Source organism: Enterovibrio gelatinilyticus, from assembly GCF_028683095.1.
Classification (GTDB): domain Bacteria; phylum Pseudomonadota; class Gammaproteobacteria; order Enterobacterales; family Vibrionaceae; genus Enterovibrio; species Enterovibrio gelatinilyticus.
The window spans coordinates 60,095-79,427 of record NZ_JAJUBC010000030.1 but is presented as its reverse complement, the minus strand read 5'-3'; the positions used below and the strand labels follow the sequence as shown (position 1 = coordinate 79,427).

Annotated in this window: 17 protein-coding genes and 1 tRNA gene; 9 read left to right on the top strand and 9 right to left on the bottom strand. The window is 43.7% G+C overall.

Translation table 11 applies throughout. The features are described 5' to 3' along the window. Nucleotides 1–1,095 precede the first annotated feature (1,095 nt). From LRP50_RS20655 to LRP50_RS20635, 5 genes are all read left to right on the top strand, one after another. The gene (locus LRP50_RS20655) at nucleotides 1,096–1,899 is read left to right on the top strand and encodes a hypothetical protein (protein WP_274166337.1); all 804 of its coding nucleotides are present in this window, start codon (nucleotides 1,096–1,098) and stop codon (nucleotides 1,897–1,899) included. Between the two features lie 13 nt (nucleotides 1,900–1,912). Continuing rightward, nucleotides 1,913–5,539: a zinc-dependent metalloprotease gene (locus LRP50_RS20650; protein WP_274166336.1), complete on the top strand. Its 3,627-nt coding sequence runs from the start codon at nucleotides 1,913–1,915 to the stop codon at nucleotides 5,537–5,539. A gap of 134 nt (nucleotides 5,540–5,673) precedes the next feature. Then, complete coding sequence (locus tag LRP50_RS20645) at nucleotides 5,674–6,168, top strand: Lrp/AsnC family transcriptional regulator (RefSeq protein ID WP_274166335.1); 495 nt, start codon at nucleotides 5,674–5,676, stop codon at nucleotides 6,166–6,168. Between the two features lie 192 nt (nucleotides 6,169–6,360). Further along, nucleotides 6,361–7,329, top strand: coding sequence for an arginine deiminase-related protein (locus LRP50_RS20640; RefSeq protein WP_274166334.1), 969 nt, complete (start codon nucleotides 6,361–6,363; stop codon nucleotides 7,327–7,329). 170 nt (nucleotides 7,330–7,499) lie between these two features. After that, entirely contained in the window at nucleotides 7,500–8,432 is a 933-nt protein-coding gene (locus tag LRP50_RS20635) for an exopolyphosphatase (protein WP_274166333.1), read from the top strand. A gap of 88 nt (nucleotides 8,433–8,520) precedes the next feature. Here LRP50_RS20635 and LRP50_RS20630 read toward each other — a convergent pair whose 3' ends face one another. After that, nucleotides 8,521–8,877, bottom strand: a complete 357-nt coding sequence (locus tag LRP50_RS20630; RefSeq protein WP_274166332.1) for a HopJ type III effector protein — start codon at nucleotides 8,875–8,877, stop codon at nucleotides 8,521–8,523. A 352-nt stretch (nucleotides 8,878–9,229) separates the two neighbouring features. Between LRP50_RS20630 and LRP50_RS20625 the strand changes: the two genes are divergently transcribed. Continuing rightward, nucleotides 9,230–9,320 (top strand) — tRNA-Ser (locus LRP50_RS20625). A 183-nt stretch (nucleotides 9,321–9,503) separates the two neighbouring features. On the opposite strand, the gene LRP50_RS20620 is transcribed toward LRP50_RS20625, so the two are convergent. Then, nucleotides 9,504–9,641 carry a hypothetical protein gene (locus LRP50_RS20620; RefSeq protein WP_274166331.1) on the bottom strand — a complete coding sequence of 46 codons (138 nt, stop codon included), beginning with the start codon at nucleotides 9,639–9,641 and terminating at the stop codon, nucleotides 9,504–9,506. A 404-nt stretch (nucleotides 9,642–10,045) separates the two neighbouring features. Here LRP50_RS20620 and LRP50_RS20615 point away from each other — a divergent pair, with 404 nt between their 5' ends. Beyond that, complete coding sequence (locus LRP50_RS20615) at nucleotides 10,046–10,228, top strand: site-specific integrase (RefSeq protein WP_274166330.1); 183 nt, start codon at nucleotides 10,046–10,048, stop codon at nucleotides 10,226–10,228. A 101-nt stretch (nucleotides 10,229–10,329) separates the two neighbouring features. Beyond that, nucleotides 10,330–10,572: a site-specific integrase gene (locus LRP50_RS20610; protein WP_274166329.1), complete on the top strand. Its 243-nt coding sequence runs from the start codon at nucleotides 10,330–10,332 to the stop codon at nucleotides 10,570–10,572. A gap of 229 nt (nucleotides 10,573–10,801) precedes the next feature. Here LRP50_RS20610 and LRP50_RS20605 read toward each other — a convergent pair whose 3' ends face one another. From LRP50_RS20605 to LRP50_RS20595, 3 genes are all read right to left on the bottom strand, one after another. Further along, on the bottom strand, nucleotides 10,802–12,121 hold the full coding sequence (locus LRP50_RS20605) for an McrC family protein (protein ID WP_274166328.1): 1,320 nt from the start codon (nucleotides 12,119–12,121) through the stop codon (nucleotides 10,802–10,804). Continuing rightward, the gene (locus tag LRP50_RS20600) at nucleotides 12,122–14,104 is read right to left on the bottom strand and encodes an McrB family protein (protein WP_274166327.1); all 1,983 of its coding nucleotides are present in this window, start codon (nucleotides 14,102–14,104) and stop codon (nucleotides 12,122–12,124) included. It abuts the gene before it with no gap. 164 nt (nucleotides 14,105–14,268) lie between these two features. Continuing rightward, nucleotides 14,269–14,826, bottom strand: coding sequence for a hypothetical protein (locus LRP50_RS20595; RefSeq protein ID WP_274166326.1), 558 nt, complete (start codon nucleotides 14,824–14,826; stop codon nucleotides 14,269–14,271). Nucleotides 14,827–14,961: 135 nt separating this feature from the next. On the opposite strand from LRP50_RS20595, the gene LRP50_RS20590 reads away from it, so the two are divergent. After that, entirely contained in the window at nucleotides 14,962–15,114 is a 153-nt protein-coding gene (locus tag LRP50_RS20590; protein ID WP_274166325.1) for a hypothetical protein, read from the top strand. Nucleotides 15,115–15,149: 35 nt separating this feature from the next. Here LRP50_RS20590 and LRP50_RS20585 read toward each other — a convergent pair whose 3' ends face one another. The 4 genes from LRP50_RS20585 to LRP50_RS20570 form a co-directional block, all read right to left on the bottom strand. Further along, nucleotides 15,150–16,142: a helix-turn-helix transcriptional regulator gene (locus LRP50_RS20585; protein WP_274166324.1), complete on the bottom strand. Its 993-nt coding sequence runs from the start codon at nucleotides 16,140–16,142 to the stop codon at nucleotides 15,150–15,152. A 493-nt stretch (nucleotides 16,143–16,635) separates the two neighbouring features. Further along, nucleotides 16,636–17,364, bottom strand: coding sequence for a GntR family transcriptional regulator (locus tag LRP50_RS20580; protein WP_274166323.1), 729 nt, complete (start codon nucleotides 17,362–17,364; stop codon nucleotides 16,636–16,638). Between the two features lie 174 nt (nucleotides 17,365–17,538). Next, nucleotides 17,539–18,480, bottom strand: a complete 942-nt coding sequence (locus tag LRP50_RS20575; protein ID WP_274166322.1) for a transketolase family protein — start codon at nucleotides 18,478–18,480, stop codon at nucleotides 17,539–17,541. Continuing rightward, nucleotides 18,477–19,313, bottom strand: coding sequence for a transketolase (locus LRP50_RS20570; RefSeq protein ID WP_274166321.1), 837 nt, complete (start codon nucleotides 19,311–19,313; stop codon nucleotides 18,477–18,479). The genes LRP50_RS20575 and LRP50_RS20570 overlap by 4 nt, the downstream gene beginning before the upstream one ends. Nucleotides 19,314–19,333: the final 20 nt, after the last annotated feature.

The window sequence follows — 19,333 nt, the reverse complement described above, 5'->3', positions numbered from 1 at the left end:
ATAACCCGAAGGTCGTTGGTTCAAATCCAGCTCCCGCAACCAAATTTAAGCTCGGTGGTTATAACGGTTTCTTGTTATAACCATCAGGCCGTTGCAAAGGGTTTGCCCGTTAAAATCCACTTCCGCAACTATTTTCGAAAAGCCTGACTGTAAAGTCAGGCTTTTTTCGTTTACAGCATTTTCAGTCCTAACCCTAAAGTCATTGCAAAGGGTTTGGCTGAACAAATCCGACTCCCGCAACGACATTTAATTCAACGTTGAAAAATGATTGATACTGCGACACTAGTTCAGCGGGTAGAGCGCAAGCTTGCCAAGATTGAGCTCATCGGTTCGAACCCGATGTTTGTTTCTAAATTCTCCTTTTGTCATGAAAAATGAAGCTCTCACGGAGAGCAAGCCTATATCGTGCTTTGAACGGTTAATCGGACGCGGGATGGAGCAGTCTGGTAGCTCGTCGGGCTCATAACCCGAAGGTCGTAGGAAAGGGTTTATCGATCAAAGTAGGTTTGGGCTATTGATCGTTATATATGCCTCTCTGACTATGACGGATTATTTGTCAGTAAATTTATAAAGCGAAAATGTATTATTTCAGCATTCTGCTAAAGCTACATAGATTATAAATTCATTTTTAATAAATTAATTCTTTCCCGAAAATTGTCTTTATTATATACAGTTGTTTTCTCGGCAATGGCTTAATTGTATGTTGTGTGCCATCTAACTATGCCCATCTGGTCAATATTCAACCAGTGTTGGTTGGAATAAATATTCAACTATCGTGACTGTAAATTCTAGAGCATATAAGCATAAACCAAAATTGCACCCGTCTTTTCTAGAATGTTTATATTTGTTTCTCCTGTTAATGTTTAGAAATATAATAATTATATTTTTTGTTTAATTTGAGATGTACGTCCTAATAACAATTCCATCTTAATGATCCTAATCAATAAAGCGCGTACTTGTTAGATAGTACGCATGCGTGCATTGCTTCAAAATTTGTTTTTCTATGATTGTTCATAAGGCGAACAGTTTGAAAAGCTTGCTCAGGGATGAGCGAAATCTGAAGTTAATTCAGAAGCAATTTCAAGGATGGTATTAATGAAAAAATGCAGATTATCGGGTCTTTGTGGTTTGGCTATCGCTTCGACATTTCCGCTCACCGTGTTGGCAGAAAACCTTGAAGAGTCGCCTTGGGGCGGCAACGCGGTTGCTTACTATAGCCAGAATGGTTTTGATAAAGATGACTATCGTTCGATTCGTTCACTGAACTGGAGTGCGACGGGCACCTACAGGATTTCAGATCTCTATAGTGCTTACTTGACTAGTGGTGGTTATCGAAAATATGAAGATGAAACTGGTGATTTCTTTACAGATACTGCACTAGGGCTTTCGCGTTCATCATTGGTTGAGTTTGGTGAAACAGGGAAGGTTGGTGCACAGTTACAACTGACGCTACCTACCTCGGAATTTTCCAGAAAAGATGATCTTCAAAGCGGTGTGAGACTCGCTACATCAGTGGCAGCGAAGGCGCTTGGTATTGATTTTTACTTGTCTCCAAGATACAGAAAAAACTTCCATGAATATAAAACAACAGTGAATGGAAAAGTGCTGACAGAACATATTGTTTCTGTTGTCGGCAATGTTGGTTATGGCTTAGGTGATGCCTATTTTCAAGGCACAATAATAGGCGGCACGTCTTGGACTTATTTAGACAGTCGTCGTGATTGGACTTATGTAGGAGAAATAAAAGCAAGTTACCTTCTGACAGAATATTTGTCAGCGGCATTGTCAGCGTCAAACTCTGGTGTTTATTACGACGCTGAGCGAGGCACTCTCGGGAATATCGACCTCTTCGATGAAAAAGAAGCGACCTATACCGCTTCTCTTACATTCTCATTCTAAAAAGGACTTTGGTATGAAACTAAACAGACTATTTTTGTCTGCATCCATTGCTGCCGCTCTGGCAGGATGTGGGGCAGATGACCAAGCGTATGACACGCTGGCGAAACCAGAAAGTTTAACGGCGACGTCGTCGATTAAAACAGATCAAGTTTACCTTTATATGCCATCAATGGCGAAAGCGCCTCAATACTCTGTTTCAATGGCCCCTTTTATGCAAGGCCAGGAAAAGCTAGTCACTCTTTCATTTGAGTACAGTGATCAAACCGATGAAAAAGGAGATCTGCAAGTTCGCTCGCTCAGCCCTGATGTGATCAGTCAAGGCGAGATTGACCAAGGTGAACTGGGTCGGTGGTTTGACACCCAGTCTTCAGAACGTCCTGTTCTGGAAATACCGGTGAAGTTTGTAGACTATCAATGTAAAGAAGATAGTTATGGCGATTGCACCAACACTGAAGAAAAAGTTAACAATGACGAAGTACCAATCGGAGATCGCCGCTTCATCGTTCCAGAATTCGAAAAAGTGGTTGTTCAAGAAAGCTCTTGGAACGAACTATTTGCCTTTGCCGATGGTTGTTACAGTAAGACTGGCAAGAGTAAACTTGCTACTGACCCTCAGAGCGATTGGAAAGGTTATGAAGTCACTGAAGATGGCGTGATTAACTTTGAAGTGGAAACGACTTATAAGGTTACCAACAATTGGCGCTGTATGATCAATGGCCTGGTTCAGTCTGGCTTTGAAATGAGCGATTTGTCGTTTACTGTTTCCAATTTTTATTCCCTTGTTCCGCTTGACTTAGTTCGATCGAAGAGTTACGAATCTATCGTATATATGAAAGGAGATGAGGACACGTTTGGATTCTTTGCAAGTGAAGTAGGTCGCCCAGATCCATCGTATGTAGATGGTGAGTTTGACCAAAATTTTGAATACCTTCATCGCTTCAACCCTGACCTTGAATATGTTGACTATCACCTGTCTGATAGCTTTGACCAAAACGCAGAAACCTTGTTCTTCAAGCGTGTGACACAAGATGTCGTTGATCGTATTAACCCACAGCTTGAAAAAGTGGGTGCGCCACAGATTCGTTTGCATGAACCTTCAGGCAAGCAGTCCGGTGACCTTCGATACAACGTGGTTAACTTGATCGATGAGCCTTTAGACAACGGTCTGGCGGGCTATGGTCCTTCAGCAGTGAACCCTGTTACTGGTGAAATTGTCCATGCGCATGTGAACCAGTACTCTGGTGTGCTTCGCTCTATTTCTTACTGGCTCTGGGATCGTATCGTTGATGATTACAATGCTGGCAGAGTAGAGCAGGTTGTTGCGACTACTACTAGCCCAGTTCAAGTACCTGTGATCTCTTCTGCTAATCAGTCTGATGTTGCGGCTTCAATTGTCAGCGAAAAAAGTATTGATGCCGAAGAAATTAATCAATTTGACCTGACAAGCAACTACAAAGAGCCAGCATTAAAAACCGAGTCTTTCCAAGAGCTAATCCTTGCTGTACAGGAAGAACTTTTGGTAGTTGAAGATGAAGCGACATATGAGGATATGGCGGCTCTGCAAGCGCTAGAAACACGCTTGTGGCAGGAAAATAATATGTACCCTGTGTCTTCGCTGCGTTCAGGTGCAACTTTCAAGGCACTTCCGACAACGATTGGTGGCATTACCTTCAATTGGAAGTCTGACGAATTGTGGAACGGCACTGTCGGCGAAGCCGGTAACTTGAAAAAATGGTCAGAGCTTGATGAAGCAAAGCAAGAAGAGCTTAGCCTGTTCTTAGTGGGTATTTTCTATGCTAAGACCCTTGTCCACGAATTTGGTCACAACTTTGGCCTGCGCCATAACTTCAAAGGCAGTAATGATGCGCCAAACTATTTCGATAGTTCGGAGTTAGTACAGCACGGCCTGAAGACGGTTCCTGGTTATTCATCGATCATGGATTACAATCCATCTTTGTTGAACGCGCTGCCAGTATTTGGACCGTATGATCTTGCAGCCCTTCGATTTGGCTATAAGCGAGAGGTCGAAGCCGAAAAAGTTTCAGTTGACAATGGTGTCCAAACTAGCGAAAGCGTATTCCTAAACACGTCATCTTATGACCGAGAGTTGCGCAATGCTGTCCTTGACCCATACACCCAGCCAGCTGACTTGGTTAGCGACGGAGTTATCAAAGGGATAGCAGCTGACAACCCATCAACACCATTGCGTAGTTACGAGTATTGTACTGATGGTAACGTTAGTTTGAATGATAACTGTAACAGACACGATGAAGGTCGTAACCGTTCGGAAATCATGGACTTTAAACTCGAGAGCTATGATGACCGTTACTATGCGCGTACCGTTCGTGGAATGTCAGACAACTTCTCTGAAAGTACAGCGATGTCATATGCACTTCGCCGTATTACACAGTTCAACGATTGGCGTAATTCGCTCCACATGTATGATCTGTACCAGAACAATGTCTTTATCAACCCACCATCTGATATTCAGATGCTAGGGTTTCCAGTGTCTTTCACTGCGTTCTGTGAAGATGACGCGAATGCGACTCAGTGGCCATTCGCAGCTTACTGTGGTGTTCCTCTAGCGGTAGATAAAGCGCGAGATCAGTTGGTAGATATTCTTTTGACTCCGGATCATACGTGTGAACTGGAAGATGCCACGGGCAATGTTTCATATCGTAAGCTGGCGGATATCATCGGAAACTACTCTGACAGAATGAATTTCCCAGTGAACTACGTTCCTACGTCATGTTATGACGAGACTGTAACAACAACCTTGGGAGCAGGCCTCACAGTCGTTGGTGAAGTTGGTAAATATCTCAACAGCGGCAAGGCACCTCGACCTGCACCTGTAAATAATTACTCTAACTACATTGATTACATTGGTCATTGGCCAGACAAGCTGGCAGCGGCAGCAACTTTGACTAAACGAATTGGCGATCGCCGCTCTACAGATCGATCAACGAAAACGTTGTTAGAATTACCAGAAGTATATGGATTGGATCAAGGGTTCTACCAATTTTATCCGAAGGGTGATCTCCTGTTGGATTCCATTATTTTAGGTACAGAAAGACTATATCTGAACTTCAAAGATAAGAATGGTGCTCACCACAAAGCAAAAGGCGACTTTAAAGCGTTCAGTTGGAGTGAAACTCTCGAACGCATGCCTCTTTACGGAAGCTTCACAGTGCGTAAGTACTATGGCTTACCTCACTTCGAGGAAACTCCGCTTAACCTAGCAGTTCTGAATGCGATGGTGATGCGAGCGGTAGTGGAAAATGTAGACACGAGAGACACTGCTTTTGCTCGCTCCATTACCATGCGAAGTGAACGTCCAGCAAGTGATGAGGTCCGTACCTTTGTAAGGTCGAATGGTCTACCTTACTTTGCAGACGCTTCAAACGTTTATGCTTGGAATATGATTCAGTTTACAAACGAGTTTAAGGCAATGCTTACAGCTCAAAGTGCTGGAACAGATCTGGCGACTGTAGAAGTAACGACATTCACACTGGAAGAATTCAAAGATCCAGAGAACTTTGCTGAATTGGCTCACCAATATCAGTACCAGCTAGCTTCTCTTGAAAATCTTCCTGTATTCGACAGTGTTTGGGATTACTTTGTGAAGAACGCTGTTCACTAAATCGAGGTTCCATCTTTGTTAAAGTAAAAGCGTCGGGCTCACAGCCCGACGTTTTTTTACTTATTTATTGTATTGTTGAAAGGTAGAAATAACTAGAATGTCAAAACAGTACAAAAGCAATCAACAGGCTATTTATGTCAGTAAACAACACCTCCACCCTCGATCGCACAGACATCGAAATTCTCCGAATTCTCCAATCCAATGGTCGTTTGCCTGTTGTTGAGCTGGCTAAGCGCGTTAACCTCACTACAACGCCGTGTTCAGAGCGGGTGAAGCGCCTCGAAAGGGAAGGATACATTGCAGGCTATCACGCGGATATTTCGGCAGATAAACTCGGCTTAGACGTGATTGTGTTTATTCACATGCGCCTCGATCAAAGTAATCTTTCAATCTTTGATAAATTTGCTAAATCAGCATTGCTGATTCCAGAAATCGAAGAATGTTACTCCTTGTCTGGAGACTTTGATGCCATGGTTAAAGTCCGCGTTAAGAACATAAAGGCATATCAGCAATTTATGTCCAATCGTATTGTTCAGCTGCCTGGTGTCATTCAAACTCGAAGTGAAATCGTCATTGCCGAATACAAACGAAGTGCTGGCATAAATCCTGATCTCATCACCTTGTCTTAACATCAACACGTTAAGAGAAAGTGACGGGCTCAGAATGTGCTTCATAGGTATATTTTCTTTGATTCTCTATTTTTATAGTTAATTTCTAGCATCATGGCTTAAATGACTGTCTCATTTAGGCAACTTTTCTTCAATCCAACGACTAAAATAAACCTCATTACAATAATGTTAATAAGATGTTGAGGTGTTTTTATGGTCGCACCCTTTCCGAGAGAGTCGATCCACTCTCATTGCCAAGCTGTACATACAACGAATGCCGTTGTGATGGTGCCGCCGATTGATTTTAAGTTCAATACAGAAACCAGTGCCGATAATGAATTCCAAACATCACTGTCTCTTTCTGATAGTCAGGTAAGAGAAAAAGCATTGGCAGAGTTTAATCAAATGGTTGAACTGCTAAGAAGCCATGGGGTGACAGTGACGGTAATGGACTACGCCAAGAGTAAAGCGGAAACACCTGACGCCGTTTTCCCGAACAACTGGTTTTCTACTTCCCCAAGTGGCGATATTTATCTGTTTCCCATGGCATGTGAAAATAGACGTCGAGAGGTGCGCTCACATGCACTATCAGAAGCGTTGAAATCATCAGGGTTTAAAACTCCAACGTTTCATGAGATCGGAAATCTCACATCACCCCAAGCGTATTTAGAGAGTACAGGCGTGATGATCATGGATCACAGCAACTCAACCGTCTATGCCGCCTTGTCTGTTCGATGTGATCGACAACTGCTTCAGGAATATGTCGATTTAGCCGGATTTCGAGAGGTCATCTACTTTGATACCAAGATGTCATCAGGATCACCGGTCTATCACACCAACGTCATGATGGCTGTTGGTGAAGGCTTTGCGGTGATCTGTGATGAAATCATCGAAGAGTTTGAGCGTCGCCGCGTACTAACATCACTTCAGAAAACCAAAGATGTAATCTCAATTACTGAAGAGCAAATGGGGTATTTTTGTGGGAACGTATTGCAGTTAAAAAACGAGAAAGGTGAGCGACTTATCGCTATGTCGTTGTCGGCCTACAACGCATTTACGCTTGAACAGAAAAGTGTGTTACGTCGACATGGGAAACTCGTACCAATAGATGTGTCTACGATAGAGACCATTGGGGGAGGTAGTGTCAGGTGTATGATCGCAGAAAATTACCTTCCTAAATAGAAGCCGCATTGCGGCTTTTTTCTTTTTCTCCAGTTATCTGCGTGACGGGCATCTCGTGTTCAAGTTGCACAATTGGGTATTCGTCTTATTCTTAAGAGAGTGTATGAATATACGTATTAAGCTATTTAGCCAAAAGGGGTTACCCCAAACTCTTGAGATGGAGCAATGCTATGTCAGAAAGACGATACCGTCTTATCACCCGAAGTGACTTTGACGGGTTAGTGTGTGCAGTGCTACTTAAGCACATTGATTTAATTGATGAAATCAAATTTGTACACCCAAAAGACATGCAAGATGGCGTAATCGATATCAACGAATATGACATCACCACAAACCTGCCCTATAACGCGAAGGCTCACCTTTGCATTGACCATCATGCCTCAGAGTTGATCCGCAATCAGGACCTCAATGCTAACTACATTATTGACCCAGATGCGCCGTCAGCGGCAAGAGTCGTATGGAAACACTTTGGCGGTGAAAACACCTTTCCTAGCGACTGGGACGAAATGATGGAAGAGGTGGATAAGGGAGACTCCGCACAATACACCAAGGATGAAGTGCTCTACCCCAAAGAATGGGGACTGCTTAACTTCATTATGGACGCTCGAACGGGTTTGGGACGCTTTAGAGAATTTCGTATCTCAAACTATGAGTTGATGATGGATTTGATAGAGCATTGTCGCGATAAATCTATAACAGAGATCATGGCGCTACCAGACGTAATAGAGCGTGCTGATGTTTACTTTGCTCACCGTGAAAAGTTTCAAGAACAACTAAGACGTTGTGCTTCAGTGTGTGGCAATCTTGTATTGCTTGATTTAAGACACGAAGATCCGATATGGGCTGGAAATCGTTTTGAGATCTATGCGGTCTTTCCCCAGTGCAACATCTCAATCCACGTGCTTTGGGGCTTGAAGAAACAAAACACAGTGTTTGCTTGCGGTAAGTCGATTTTTGATCGTTCGTCGACGACAAACATTGGTGAGTTGATGCTGCAATATAATGGTGGCGGTCATGAAAATGCTGGAACGTGTCAGGTTCCAAATGAGCATGCAGCGCGTGTGCAAGACGAGCTAATTGTGAAAATTAACCAAGACGGATAAACAGCGGCAGATTTTAATATTCAACACATGCTCACTAAAGGATAGGAGCCTGTGTTGAATATTCTGATTCTCAAGCGATTGAAAACACTTAAGCGACAGAAAATTTAGGAGTCAATGGCACACGCTCGAAAGAGACTCCTTTCCAACCAGACGTAATGAAATTGCGAATATTTTGGTGGTCACTCCCGTTTGGATGACCAAGTACGTCCTCTCGGTAATATCGACCAAAACATGCAAGAACAGATCGTTCATCAAGCCCGTGTAGCTTGCCAAACGCCATAATCTTGCACGATCCCGAATTTTGGCCTGCTTTGTTCGTCAGGCTTCCATTGACAAACTGGCTAGGGAAAAAGTCGTATAGTCCGTCCACCACACTCATTGTCTCTTCGAATTCGATAAGCTCAGGCGTGTTGGCGAGTTTTAGCAGAAAGTCATTAAGTTGCATTGTTATCCTAATTTAAGCATTACATGTTTGGGTACATATAATTAAAGCGCTAATTTTCCGTTTATAGTGGATCATTTGCGCGAAAATCTATACTGGAAATGTCTATATTGTCACTTCTAACAGGATGGGCGGCGAAAAGAAAGGGTTGGCGAAGATATTCCCACAGTTTGGTCGCCTAACCGACATTGAGTTCAGATAAGTAAACACGGCTGCAACCGAAGACTCCCCCCCCAGAGTTGTGTGTCATTGTGGCTATAATAGTCAGATCGCCGACAAAATCATCGAACGAACAATATGTGCGAAAAAAGGGTTTACAGGAATCCATGTCGCCGCTAATATTCGCCGCAACAACGGAGAGATGGCTGAGTGGTTTAAAGCACCGGTCTTGAAAACCGGCGTGGGTTTATAGCCCACCTAGGGTTCAAATCCCTATCTCTCCGCCAAATTAGAAAAGGCCGCTGATGATTCAGCGGCCTTTTTGCGTTTTTGGTACGGCATTAAGTCACCTAACAGGATCGACTGAGACAATGTACCTATTTCGTATCCCAAACTCGACCTACTACACTCGCATCTGTTTGCCTAAATCCTTAAGAGATAATGGGTTTCCTTTTGACCTGAAAATTTCGCTACTTACCAAGCGACGTGATGAAGCCGTCGAGCGGAATTTCATCTTGGTTCCTTGCGTTCGTGAGTAGATTGAACGTGCTTTTGAGTACGGTGATGCAAAAGCGTTTCGCCATCAAGTGGATGATGTCGTCAATCATGTTCGAGAAACCTTTTCACTTACAGATACGCCGTGATTTCCCACTCGAAGATTGCGAACGAACAGTTCGCTAAACGTGGCTCGACCTGAAGAGGAGTACACAAAGCATCCTTCACGAAAAATCTCGCCCCAACGTGCCTTAGAAGAGTTTGTCGAGTGCAAGAAAGCCTCAAAGATAACGCCGCTGAGTATTGAGCAACTCAATCAACGAATCTCTCACTTCCTAGAGGACTTAACGCTGAAATGTATATCAAAAACAGCCAGTGCGGATGCTTTGCAATTTCGTGATCGTTCATACCGAAAGGGACGAAGTTACAAGACTAACAAAGAGTATTTGGCGGCTTGTCGCCAATTCTGTCAGTGGTGTAAGCAGATGAACTACCACGTTGGACGATGGATGAGTTGGTGAAGCTCTATCGCTCAACGTCTTTCCAAGCACAATCCATGCAATTTAAGTGGGTTACGGCAATCTTGCTTTATCAAGGACTTCGTCCTTCTGAAGCTTGCCAGCTTCGTGTCACTGACATTCGTTCAGAAGATGGCGTCGCTTGTTCGCCATATCAGAAGAGGGGGAGCATCAGCATGTGAAAACATCAAGCAGTGTCAGGCTGGTGCCCATTCATCCCAAGTTACTCGCGCAGGGTTTTATGGATTTTGTATCGACTAGGCAATCAACACGTTGATTGCGGTTGTTTGATTATAAGCCAAAAGGAAAATGGCTCGATTGGTCTAAAGGATATAGCCACCAGCTTGGAAGGTTGCAAGCTAAAATCGACATGAAAGCAAAAGAGCGGTCAACGGCATACAGTTTTCGTCACACGTTCACTGATGAACTCAAACCGAATGACGTTGAAGAGTCACTGGTCGCACAAATTGTAGAGCACAGATACAAGGGCATTACCTTTGGACGTTACGGAAAAAATATCCAGTGAGCAAGCTGGTCAAGGTTATTGAAAAAGTGGTATTCCCAGGGGCGAATTCAAATCCACTCTCGATGATACGAGCGACTACTTCTACTTTTTTTCGATTCCACTGCAGACAACAGCACCATTGATGTATCCGACGTGGCATCATTTCCTTTGCATTCTGCAGTTTCAATTAACATAAACTATCATCATCCTTGCATTAAAGTTGAATTTGGAAGTGTTCGAAAAATATGCGTCAGGCTAGCAATCTTGGAAACTTCTCGTGAGCAGGTACCGCCAGCTCGCTTTGCCCGTTTGCTTTTATGTCAAACGGAACCACCCATAGCCGGAGTGTTTCACTTAGTGCAAAATATCCACTTATTGGCACCGAGAATTTGCTGGTGGCAGGATAAATGAGAATTAAATCTCCATTACCAGCAAGGTATTTTTGTCCGTAAGCATACATCTGATAGAAATCAGCTTGCGACATACCAAACTTTTTGTCGGGTGCTTCAGGATTTAGCAGCTTCCACTTCGTGTCTAAGACTGCCTTTGTTTCATTTGATTGCTTAATGACTAAATCTGGTCGCAAAGCAAACATCTCCTTGGCGTTATCACCAACTACGTGCCTGACCAAACTCTTGGACTGAGCTTGAGTCACAAGTTCATAGCCTTGTCCAAGCTGTCCCGCGAGTACCCGAGCAACATAAGCCTCAAATAATTGCTCCATTGGGAAGAGCAACGACGGGGCGTGATAATCACCTTTCACACTGGTTGGCGATAAGCCACTTAGGATTAACTTCGCCCAAGTAAGCGAATTGGAGTAATACTCCATACCTCGCGTTAATCTCACTCGTTCAAAATCCTGAGAGATGTTTTTGCTTTCTGGAACAGCATCAAACGAAAACAAAAATTCATTGGTCAGTTTTTGATTTCGATGGCTCTTACAATAGCTCCCTACTTTCGACAACGCGCTTTTAATCAGACGGTTTTCAGGTCTGTCTTGGAGAAACTCATCAAACTCGCAGTAGAAGCGATGTTGTTGAACAAGATTGTGTCGTAGTTGGCGGCTGACGTTCAGCTTGCCCTTTTTGAACAGTAAGTTGTCTTCTTGCTTAATATAGTCACTTCTCAAGCCACGTTTGATAATGTGATTGACGCTTTCAAGAAACTGGCGAATAAACACCTCAAAAAGCGGCATTTTTTGCGTGTCGAGACCGACGTTTTCCCAGTGGATATGCTTAAACTCCCCCAACGCTCGAAGCATTGTTAGGAAAACTTGGCGAGCATCATCAGCTGTCGACGATGCCTTACCTGTCTTAGGCAATACCTCAATGTGCTGCCCTGATGGCAGAAAAATCACCCCCGCATAGTTTTGAACCTGAATGACTTCAACGCCTTTTTTTCGCTGCCACTTTAATGCACTGTTTAGGTTCGATTGCTCGTCCTGAGATACCTTGTCCGAGAGATAATCAAAATCTGATTTGGGGATAAATACATATCCCCGATTGTCTGCGACACTTTTGTTGAAGCATAGATAATCGTACTCAAAGACGGTTGTGTAAGCTGAAGACATCTATGAAACAACCTCATAGATCCCTTTGTAAGCTTCGATATTGTTCCAAACACTCTCTTCTTGTTCGGACAGCGTAAATTTTGATTCTGAATCACCAAATTGATTGATGTCTTCTGCGCCAAACAATGCCTTAGTATCAACAGATTGAGAAGTCACAAACACCGCGTTTTCGCCTTTCTTCTGATTGTCACCCAACACCAATCGGATCTTCTGCCAATCATCGAAAAAGTACTCTTGCAGCAAAGGCAGTACTTTGTTTTGGAAAACCTTTTTCAGCTCAGTGAAGGCTTCTTCAGGTTCGTTCTTATCTACAAGTTCAACGACGGGCATAAAGAATGCGTGACCAAGCGTGTGTTCGCGATCCAGCAAATATTCGATGCGTGCGTTCATCGTATCAAGCAGTTTAACCAGATCGATCTCGAAAGCACTGTCGGTTGATTTAGGTTTCAATACACTGGAATCCGGCATCATTTCTGTAAAATCAAAGCGACGACGTAATGCAGTATCCATCACAGCTAGAGAGCGGTCTGCCGTGTTCATGGTACCGATTAGAATGAGGTTAGTCGGTACACTGAACTTTTCTCCAGAGTACGGCAAATCCAACTCAATGAATTCGCCTTTCCCTTTGCGCTTCGATTCCTCTATCAGCGTAATGAGTTCACCAAAAATTTTTGAGATGTTGCCACGGTTAATCTCATCAATCAGCAGAACATAGTTTTTAGTCTGTTCTTCGCTCTCAAACGATTCAGTAGCTTGCTGAACGATTTTCTTAAATTTGCCGTCCTTAACGAAATAATTTGGTTGGCCATCCTCAACGTTAACGCTCAAGCCTTCAACAAACTCTTCGTAACCGTAGCTTTGATGAAAAGTCACAAAGCGAATACGATTTTCAACAACCAACTCGTTGTACTTCGACTTGAGAAGTTCTCGGTTGCCATTCCATTCAAAGCTAGGCTCCGCAGCCAGAACCGCTTTTTCGATTGTGTTGTATGTTTTTCCCGTTCCTGGTGGCCCAAAGAGAATTTGGTTGAGAGATAGCGTTGGCATGCTGCAATCCTTGCTTGATTGTTCTAGTTCGTCTGAAGAAATACTCGAATTGTCGTTGTAATCTGATGGCCAGTAAGGGGCTCGTTCTACAGTGAACTTTCCCTTAAATTCATCTGAGTAGTATTTGTTGAATTCTAAAATGGCCTTCGCATCAATATCGCCTTTGGGGCGCCCACTGTCCTTACTGTTTGATAAAGTGACCCCATCTACGAACCTTATCTCATAACGAATACCATTGCTGCCGGGATAAAACTTCGCAAAAACTCTACCGCCACGTATTGAATCAAGTTCTTTGCGACCTAGTCGTATATCGAACCCTTTAACTGGATTTGTGGCGAAACAATCTAGGCTTTCAGTCCTAGATTGAAATATAATTTCACAAAATGCTCTCTTTGTTTCCTCACTACAATTCAAGTAGTCGTGAATAAAGCTCTTTACACCACCAAGTTTACTCACTAGGGAGTTATAATTTTCATAGTCGGTAGGTATCGTAGATATATCAATATCCGGAAGATTACTTTTAAAAAGTTCTTTGTTTTGACCAAGGCTCAGAACGGTAATTAATTCGGATAGTTCTTTGCCGTGATCTTTGCCAGCCCAGTTGAAATAAGTACGGAATTGGTTCCTACTTTGATCTTTTTCCCACTCGCCACTTTTTAAAAATTCATCACCTTCAATGCACTTCGAATAGTTAAGACCAAGTTGGAAAGTGTCCGCTTTTAAAGAAATATGAAAAAGATGCTTCCCTGTTTTCTTTGATACACTTTTAAATCCACATCTCAAAGACTTCCCATCAGTCTTAGACCAAATATCGAAACCACCAAGAACTTCACTGATTGCTATCATGGCTTTTTGGAAGTGTTCTCTTGTTAAATGGTCCCAACCCGTATAAAACTGGTTGACTGGGTAGGTCGAAATCAACACCTGATATCGCATAACATCCCTCAATCTTACTAATACAAATTTATCACTACGTAGCGAAGCGAAAAATCTAACGCATCGTTGTAGGTTTACTTAATTTGCTACGCACTCTCCCATATGCTTCGTTCGCCTTCAATCAAGAGACTTTGAAGTCAATCGCATGATAAGTCTTGATTTTTCTACTCACGGAAAGCCCAGACCATATCGCTCTCATCTTCCTCCAGTAGCAATGTATAAAGTTCACTTATCGCTGTTGTTCTTTTTACCTGCTCGAAATTTTTCTGAAAGGTTTCAAACGATTGCTCTACGCCTTGCTGGATGAGATATCCCAATGAATACCTTTGTAGATTATTGCTTTTTTCAGTAAGACGTATGTATGGCACGATGACCATTTGGGAATGTTCCAAAATTGCCGACTCCAGTTCTCCAGCCTGCAAGTTCACTATCCCATCTCGAAGGCAAACTCGCCCGAGTAGGAAAGCAAAGTCTTTGCAATCACAGTCCGTTGAACATACTACGCAGTGGTCTGCAGGTACGCTTACATTCGGTTGCCACCAAAGTGTCGGCAAACGTCGATTCTCTGCCCATTCCATCAATTCTCGGGTTGGTAGTGACGATTCCATTAACACCATTGAAACGGCATTTGGTGCAATATTCGAAATCTCTTCTGGTTTTCGGATAATTACATTTTCCGGTTCTTCATAAAGCTCCGCACTTTCGGTTATCCATAGCAGCATTTCGTTCCTCCCGATCAACAGGCCAAAAGCTTAACCTCCTAAAGCGTCAGGAAATGTCGCTTTATGTCATGACAGCGCTTGACGCCAAAGTCTGGAAAATGGCGATTGTTGATTCATCGAAAAGGAAGAAAAAGAATGAAGGAATATGTTGTCACTTACACACTAAATGGCCGCCGAACTAAACGCCGAGTATTCGCTTATAACGTCAGTGATGCTTATAAACGCATTCGTCAGGAGGAGCGTTCGAATAGCAATATCAGTTGGACTAAAACGGAGGAGGTTAAGTAGTAATTAGAAGAAACGAGGTGCTTATTGCACCTCGTTCACTGATATTGGTTTACCGCCTTTTGAAGGCTCGATACTAAGTCATCACGCAATTCTAAAGGAGAAAGCACTTCACTGATGTCGGATATAGACATCAACCACCATTTTAGCTCCTCTGTATAATTAACCTGAGCCTTGATGATGAAGTGTTCGGATTCAGGATAAGTTACCTCTTGTTGCGGGCTTATGGGTGTCTCTAACAAGTGATAGCCAGAGAAATAGTTAACTTTCAGCTCTAGCGTAATTTCGCGTTTCTTTGGAAAACTCAAACTTCCGCGTTCAATGTAAGAAGAAAGTTCAAAGTCCTTTGGTGTTTCAACATCCCTTCCGCCAATTTCAGCGGTTTGAATCCGATGCAACACAAAGTGACGATATTCATTCGTACCTTCCAACGTCGCTACCAAATAATAAACACTACCTCTTGCGACTAACCCTAGCGGGTTAACGGCATAGCGCTTTTTTGGACGTGGTGGGCGAGGTAGGTAATCCAGTACCAACGACTTTTGATACATAAGAGCTTGCTCAACAACCTCAAGCACAGCGTTGTTCATTTTGGGCTGACATAACTGAAAGCCTGTTGGCAAACTGGCTATGCGTGAAGGCCATTGATAGAGTGGATTTTCCGGGGTTCCAGCCAGTTTCTTCATTGACTGACTAAAAAAGCCTTCCAAGTTTTCATGTACTTTACGTGGTAGCAAGTAATGAGACTGCTCTTTGAGCATATTGATTGCCAAGGCAGTGCTCGGCGTCATTGAGAGCGTGTCAGCTTTTACACCTTTCAGTAAATACCAACGATGCGGGCGAACGCTCTCATCGCAGCATAGAGCATGATTTCGGCTGAGTGCTTCAACATCCCTTTGTAGCGTTCGCAAACTGCAAAAAAAACCATCATTTTCTAGCTTTTTGAGCAAATCAGGGGTGGTAATGAAATCCGGCTCTTGAGGGAGATATTTTAGCAACGCGAGATGGCGTTCAGTTCGAGTGTTAGACATAAATCGCTTCTAGGGTAATTTGATAACAGTACTGACGTTAAAACATCACAAAGAGAAAAGAGACGGAGGTTAGCGTGATGTTTGCCACTTCTACAACGGCGGAATCAACGAAGTTAGCTTGGCTTAATGGAATTGTTCAGAAAATGTAGTTTGAATAGTCTGAACTAGCGTTATAGATGTGACAGCTAAATGTACTTGCGGCAAATCTTGACGAGGTCATAGCTAGCTGAAATCAAAGGTTTTGTAGAGAAAAAACAGGTTGTGACAGGGTTCAGCCGAGCGGAGCGAGACAACGTTGCCCCGACGAAGTCGGAATAGGCAGCCGCCCGAAGGGCAAGGGAGCGCAGCGACCAAGTAAATCCCTCTTCCCTCTAAATCACGATCTCGCTCCACCAAATGAGAAAAGGCCGCTGTTCTTGCGAAAGATACAGCGGCCTTTTTGCATTTATCCGCTTTGGGCTATATGCGGTAGCTAACGTCCAGAAGTACAAGACTAGCGCTTTGTTACCTGATGGATATTGAATAAATCACTATTAATTGTCGCAACGGTATATTCAAATGGGGTTCCATCCTCAAATGAAACTAACTCCCTAAGCTCTATCATTGCTTGTCCGGTGTCCACGCCTAGCATCTCTGCCAGTTCCGTATCATGAAGGTTAAACGCCGAGATATCTTGTTCCCGCATTTGCACTTTCTTGCCTGTCAGTCGTTCCATGTAGCCGTATTTTGATTGCTCTATTTGATTGAACTCGAAGCCATGGCAGATGGCAACGGGGATGTGGGTCTGTTCAAAAGAGACAGGCATATTGCCAAAGCTCATCAATCGCTCGACATAGTAGACCTGTTCATTGGGTTTAATACGCAACGCATGGGCGATTTGCACGGTAGGGACTTGAATTATTGCGCTAGAAACCACACGCCTGACCGCACTTTGGCCAGCCTGTTGTGCCTGATGATCGAAAGGGGAAAGTTCGTGAAAATTGCCGCTTTGCACCGGCAGGCCTGAGCCAACATAAAGTCCAGAACCTTTAACGCGATAAATGACGCCTTGTTCAACCAAGTAGCGTGTAGCCTCACGAACTGTTGAACGTGTAATACCGATGTGCTTGGCAATGCCTGCTTCAGTATCCAGTTTGTCTCCTGACTTCAGGTTAGCTGACGATATTTTTTGTTCAATAAAGTCGATAACTTCCTGCTGCTTCCCTGTCACTTTGATGGTCATAGTGTTCTTATAATTATCTTGTTCGATGATTGAAATGGCCCGCGTTTAGGCAATGTCGTGCAGATAAAAAAACTGGTATCTACATGAAGATACCAGTTAGCAGTGTATGTTATTGCGCGGTGAAAACAAATACGCTTGTTTTACCGTGAATGACCGATTTTGGTAACGGAGTCGTTACTTGTCAGCTAATACAGAGAAGCAGAAATCGGCAATACGTTCAGCGCTGATCCCATAGGCATCTTTGAGGTAGTCTAAAGAACCAACCTGACCATACTGTTCATTCACACCCAACTTATGGAATTGCTTAAGCGCAACACCAGAAGAGAGTAATTCGCTTGCTACAGCATCACCCAAGCCACCGATAATATTGTGGTTCTCAATGGTGATCACTCGCCCTGTTTTTTGCGCGTACTTCACGACGAGTTCTGTATCCAGAGGTTTAATGGTATGCATATCGATCACAGCAACGGTGGCGTCCGTATTGTTCTCGATGATTTCTGCCGCTTCCAGAGCATCATGAACACAAATGCCTGATGCAATAATTGTTAGCGTTTCGCCATCGTTTAAAACGTTACCTTTACCGATTTCAATGTCGTGCTCAGATTCATAAAGTGCAGGAACTTCTTTGCGCGTCGAGCGAATGTAGTTCACGCCTTTACGGTGATAAGCATGGCGCATCGCTGCACGCAGAACGTGCTCATCCGATACATCCACCACAGTGGCGTTCGGGACTAGGCGCATTAAGCCCGTATCTTCAAATGGCATATGAGTACCGCCATTGGTTACTGCTGTCACGCCAGCATCACTGCCGAAGATGTTAATGTGTTGGCCAGCATAGCCGCCAGCGAGGAAAATCTGATCATAGCAACGACGCGTTGCAAAGCAGCCAAAAGAGTGCACAAACGGCACTTTACCAACGGCTGATAACCCAGAAGCTACACCGATCATGTTGGCCTCAGCGATACCACAATGCAGGAAGCTTTTCGGAAAAGCGTCAGCGAATTTTCGGGTGCTGACACTGCCCATCAAATCGGCTTCCAAAACCATAACATCATCATGTTGTTCAGCCAGTTCCATCAGCATTTCTGCATGGATTACTCGAAGTTCTTTACTCATTTTAGTTCCTCAATCTTTGCATCCAACAGGGCAATGTCTGCTTCAATCACAGCGCGCAGTTTTTCATCAAGGCGCAGGTGATGGTTTGCAGAAATGGAAACAACGCTCTGCATGCCTTGGCCTTTTTCTGTATCGAGAATAATGGCGGTAGGGCGATCGTTGGTTGCAATGGCTTTTTCGATAACGTGGCAAATGGCTTCAACGTCCCCGCCGTCGACAGACAGTGATTGGAAGCCGAAAGATTCGAATTTCTTCTGAAGATCAAATGACGCCTGAATGTCATTGATGTCGCCGTCTAATTGGCGTTTGTTGTTATCAACGAAAACCACCAGATTGCTGAGTTTGTGGTGGGCTGCAAATTGAATAGCTTCCCAGCATTGGCCTTCTTGAAGCTCACCATCACCAACAATGGTAAATACGTTGGAATCTGAACCTGCCGCCATGCCAGTTGCGCATGAAATGCCTTGACCGAGCGAGCCAGTTGTCATGTCTACGCCGGGCGTTTTTTGCATGTCAGCGTGGCTTGGCAGATTTGTGCCGTTGGCATTGATGGTTTTTAACCAAGAAAGGTCAAAGAAACCGCGCAATGCCAATGTTGCGTAAAGTGCTGGGCCGGCATGACCTTTTGAAAGGACAAACAGATCGCGGTCTTTCATCTGAGGGTTTGCTGGGTCGTGCTTTAGATAGCGACCGTAAAGACAAGCAAGGGTTTCAGTGACAGACAGACAACCACCAAAGTGTCCGTAACCCATGTTTAAAAGTGCTGTCGCCATTTCTTTTTTGATAGACAGATTGAATGACTCAATCTGGCGTAGATCAAGTGAAGGTTGCATAGTTACCTCGGGGGAATAGG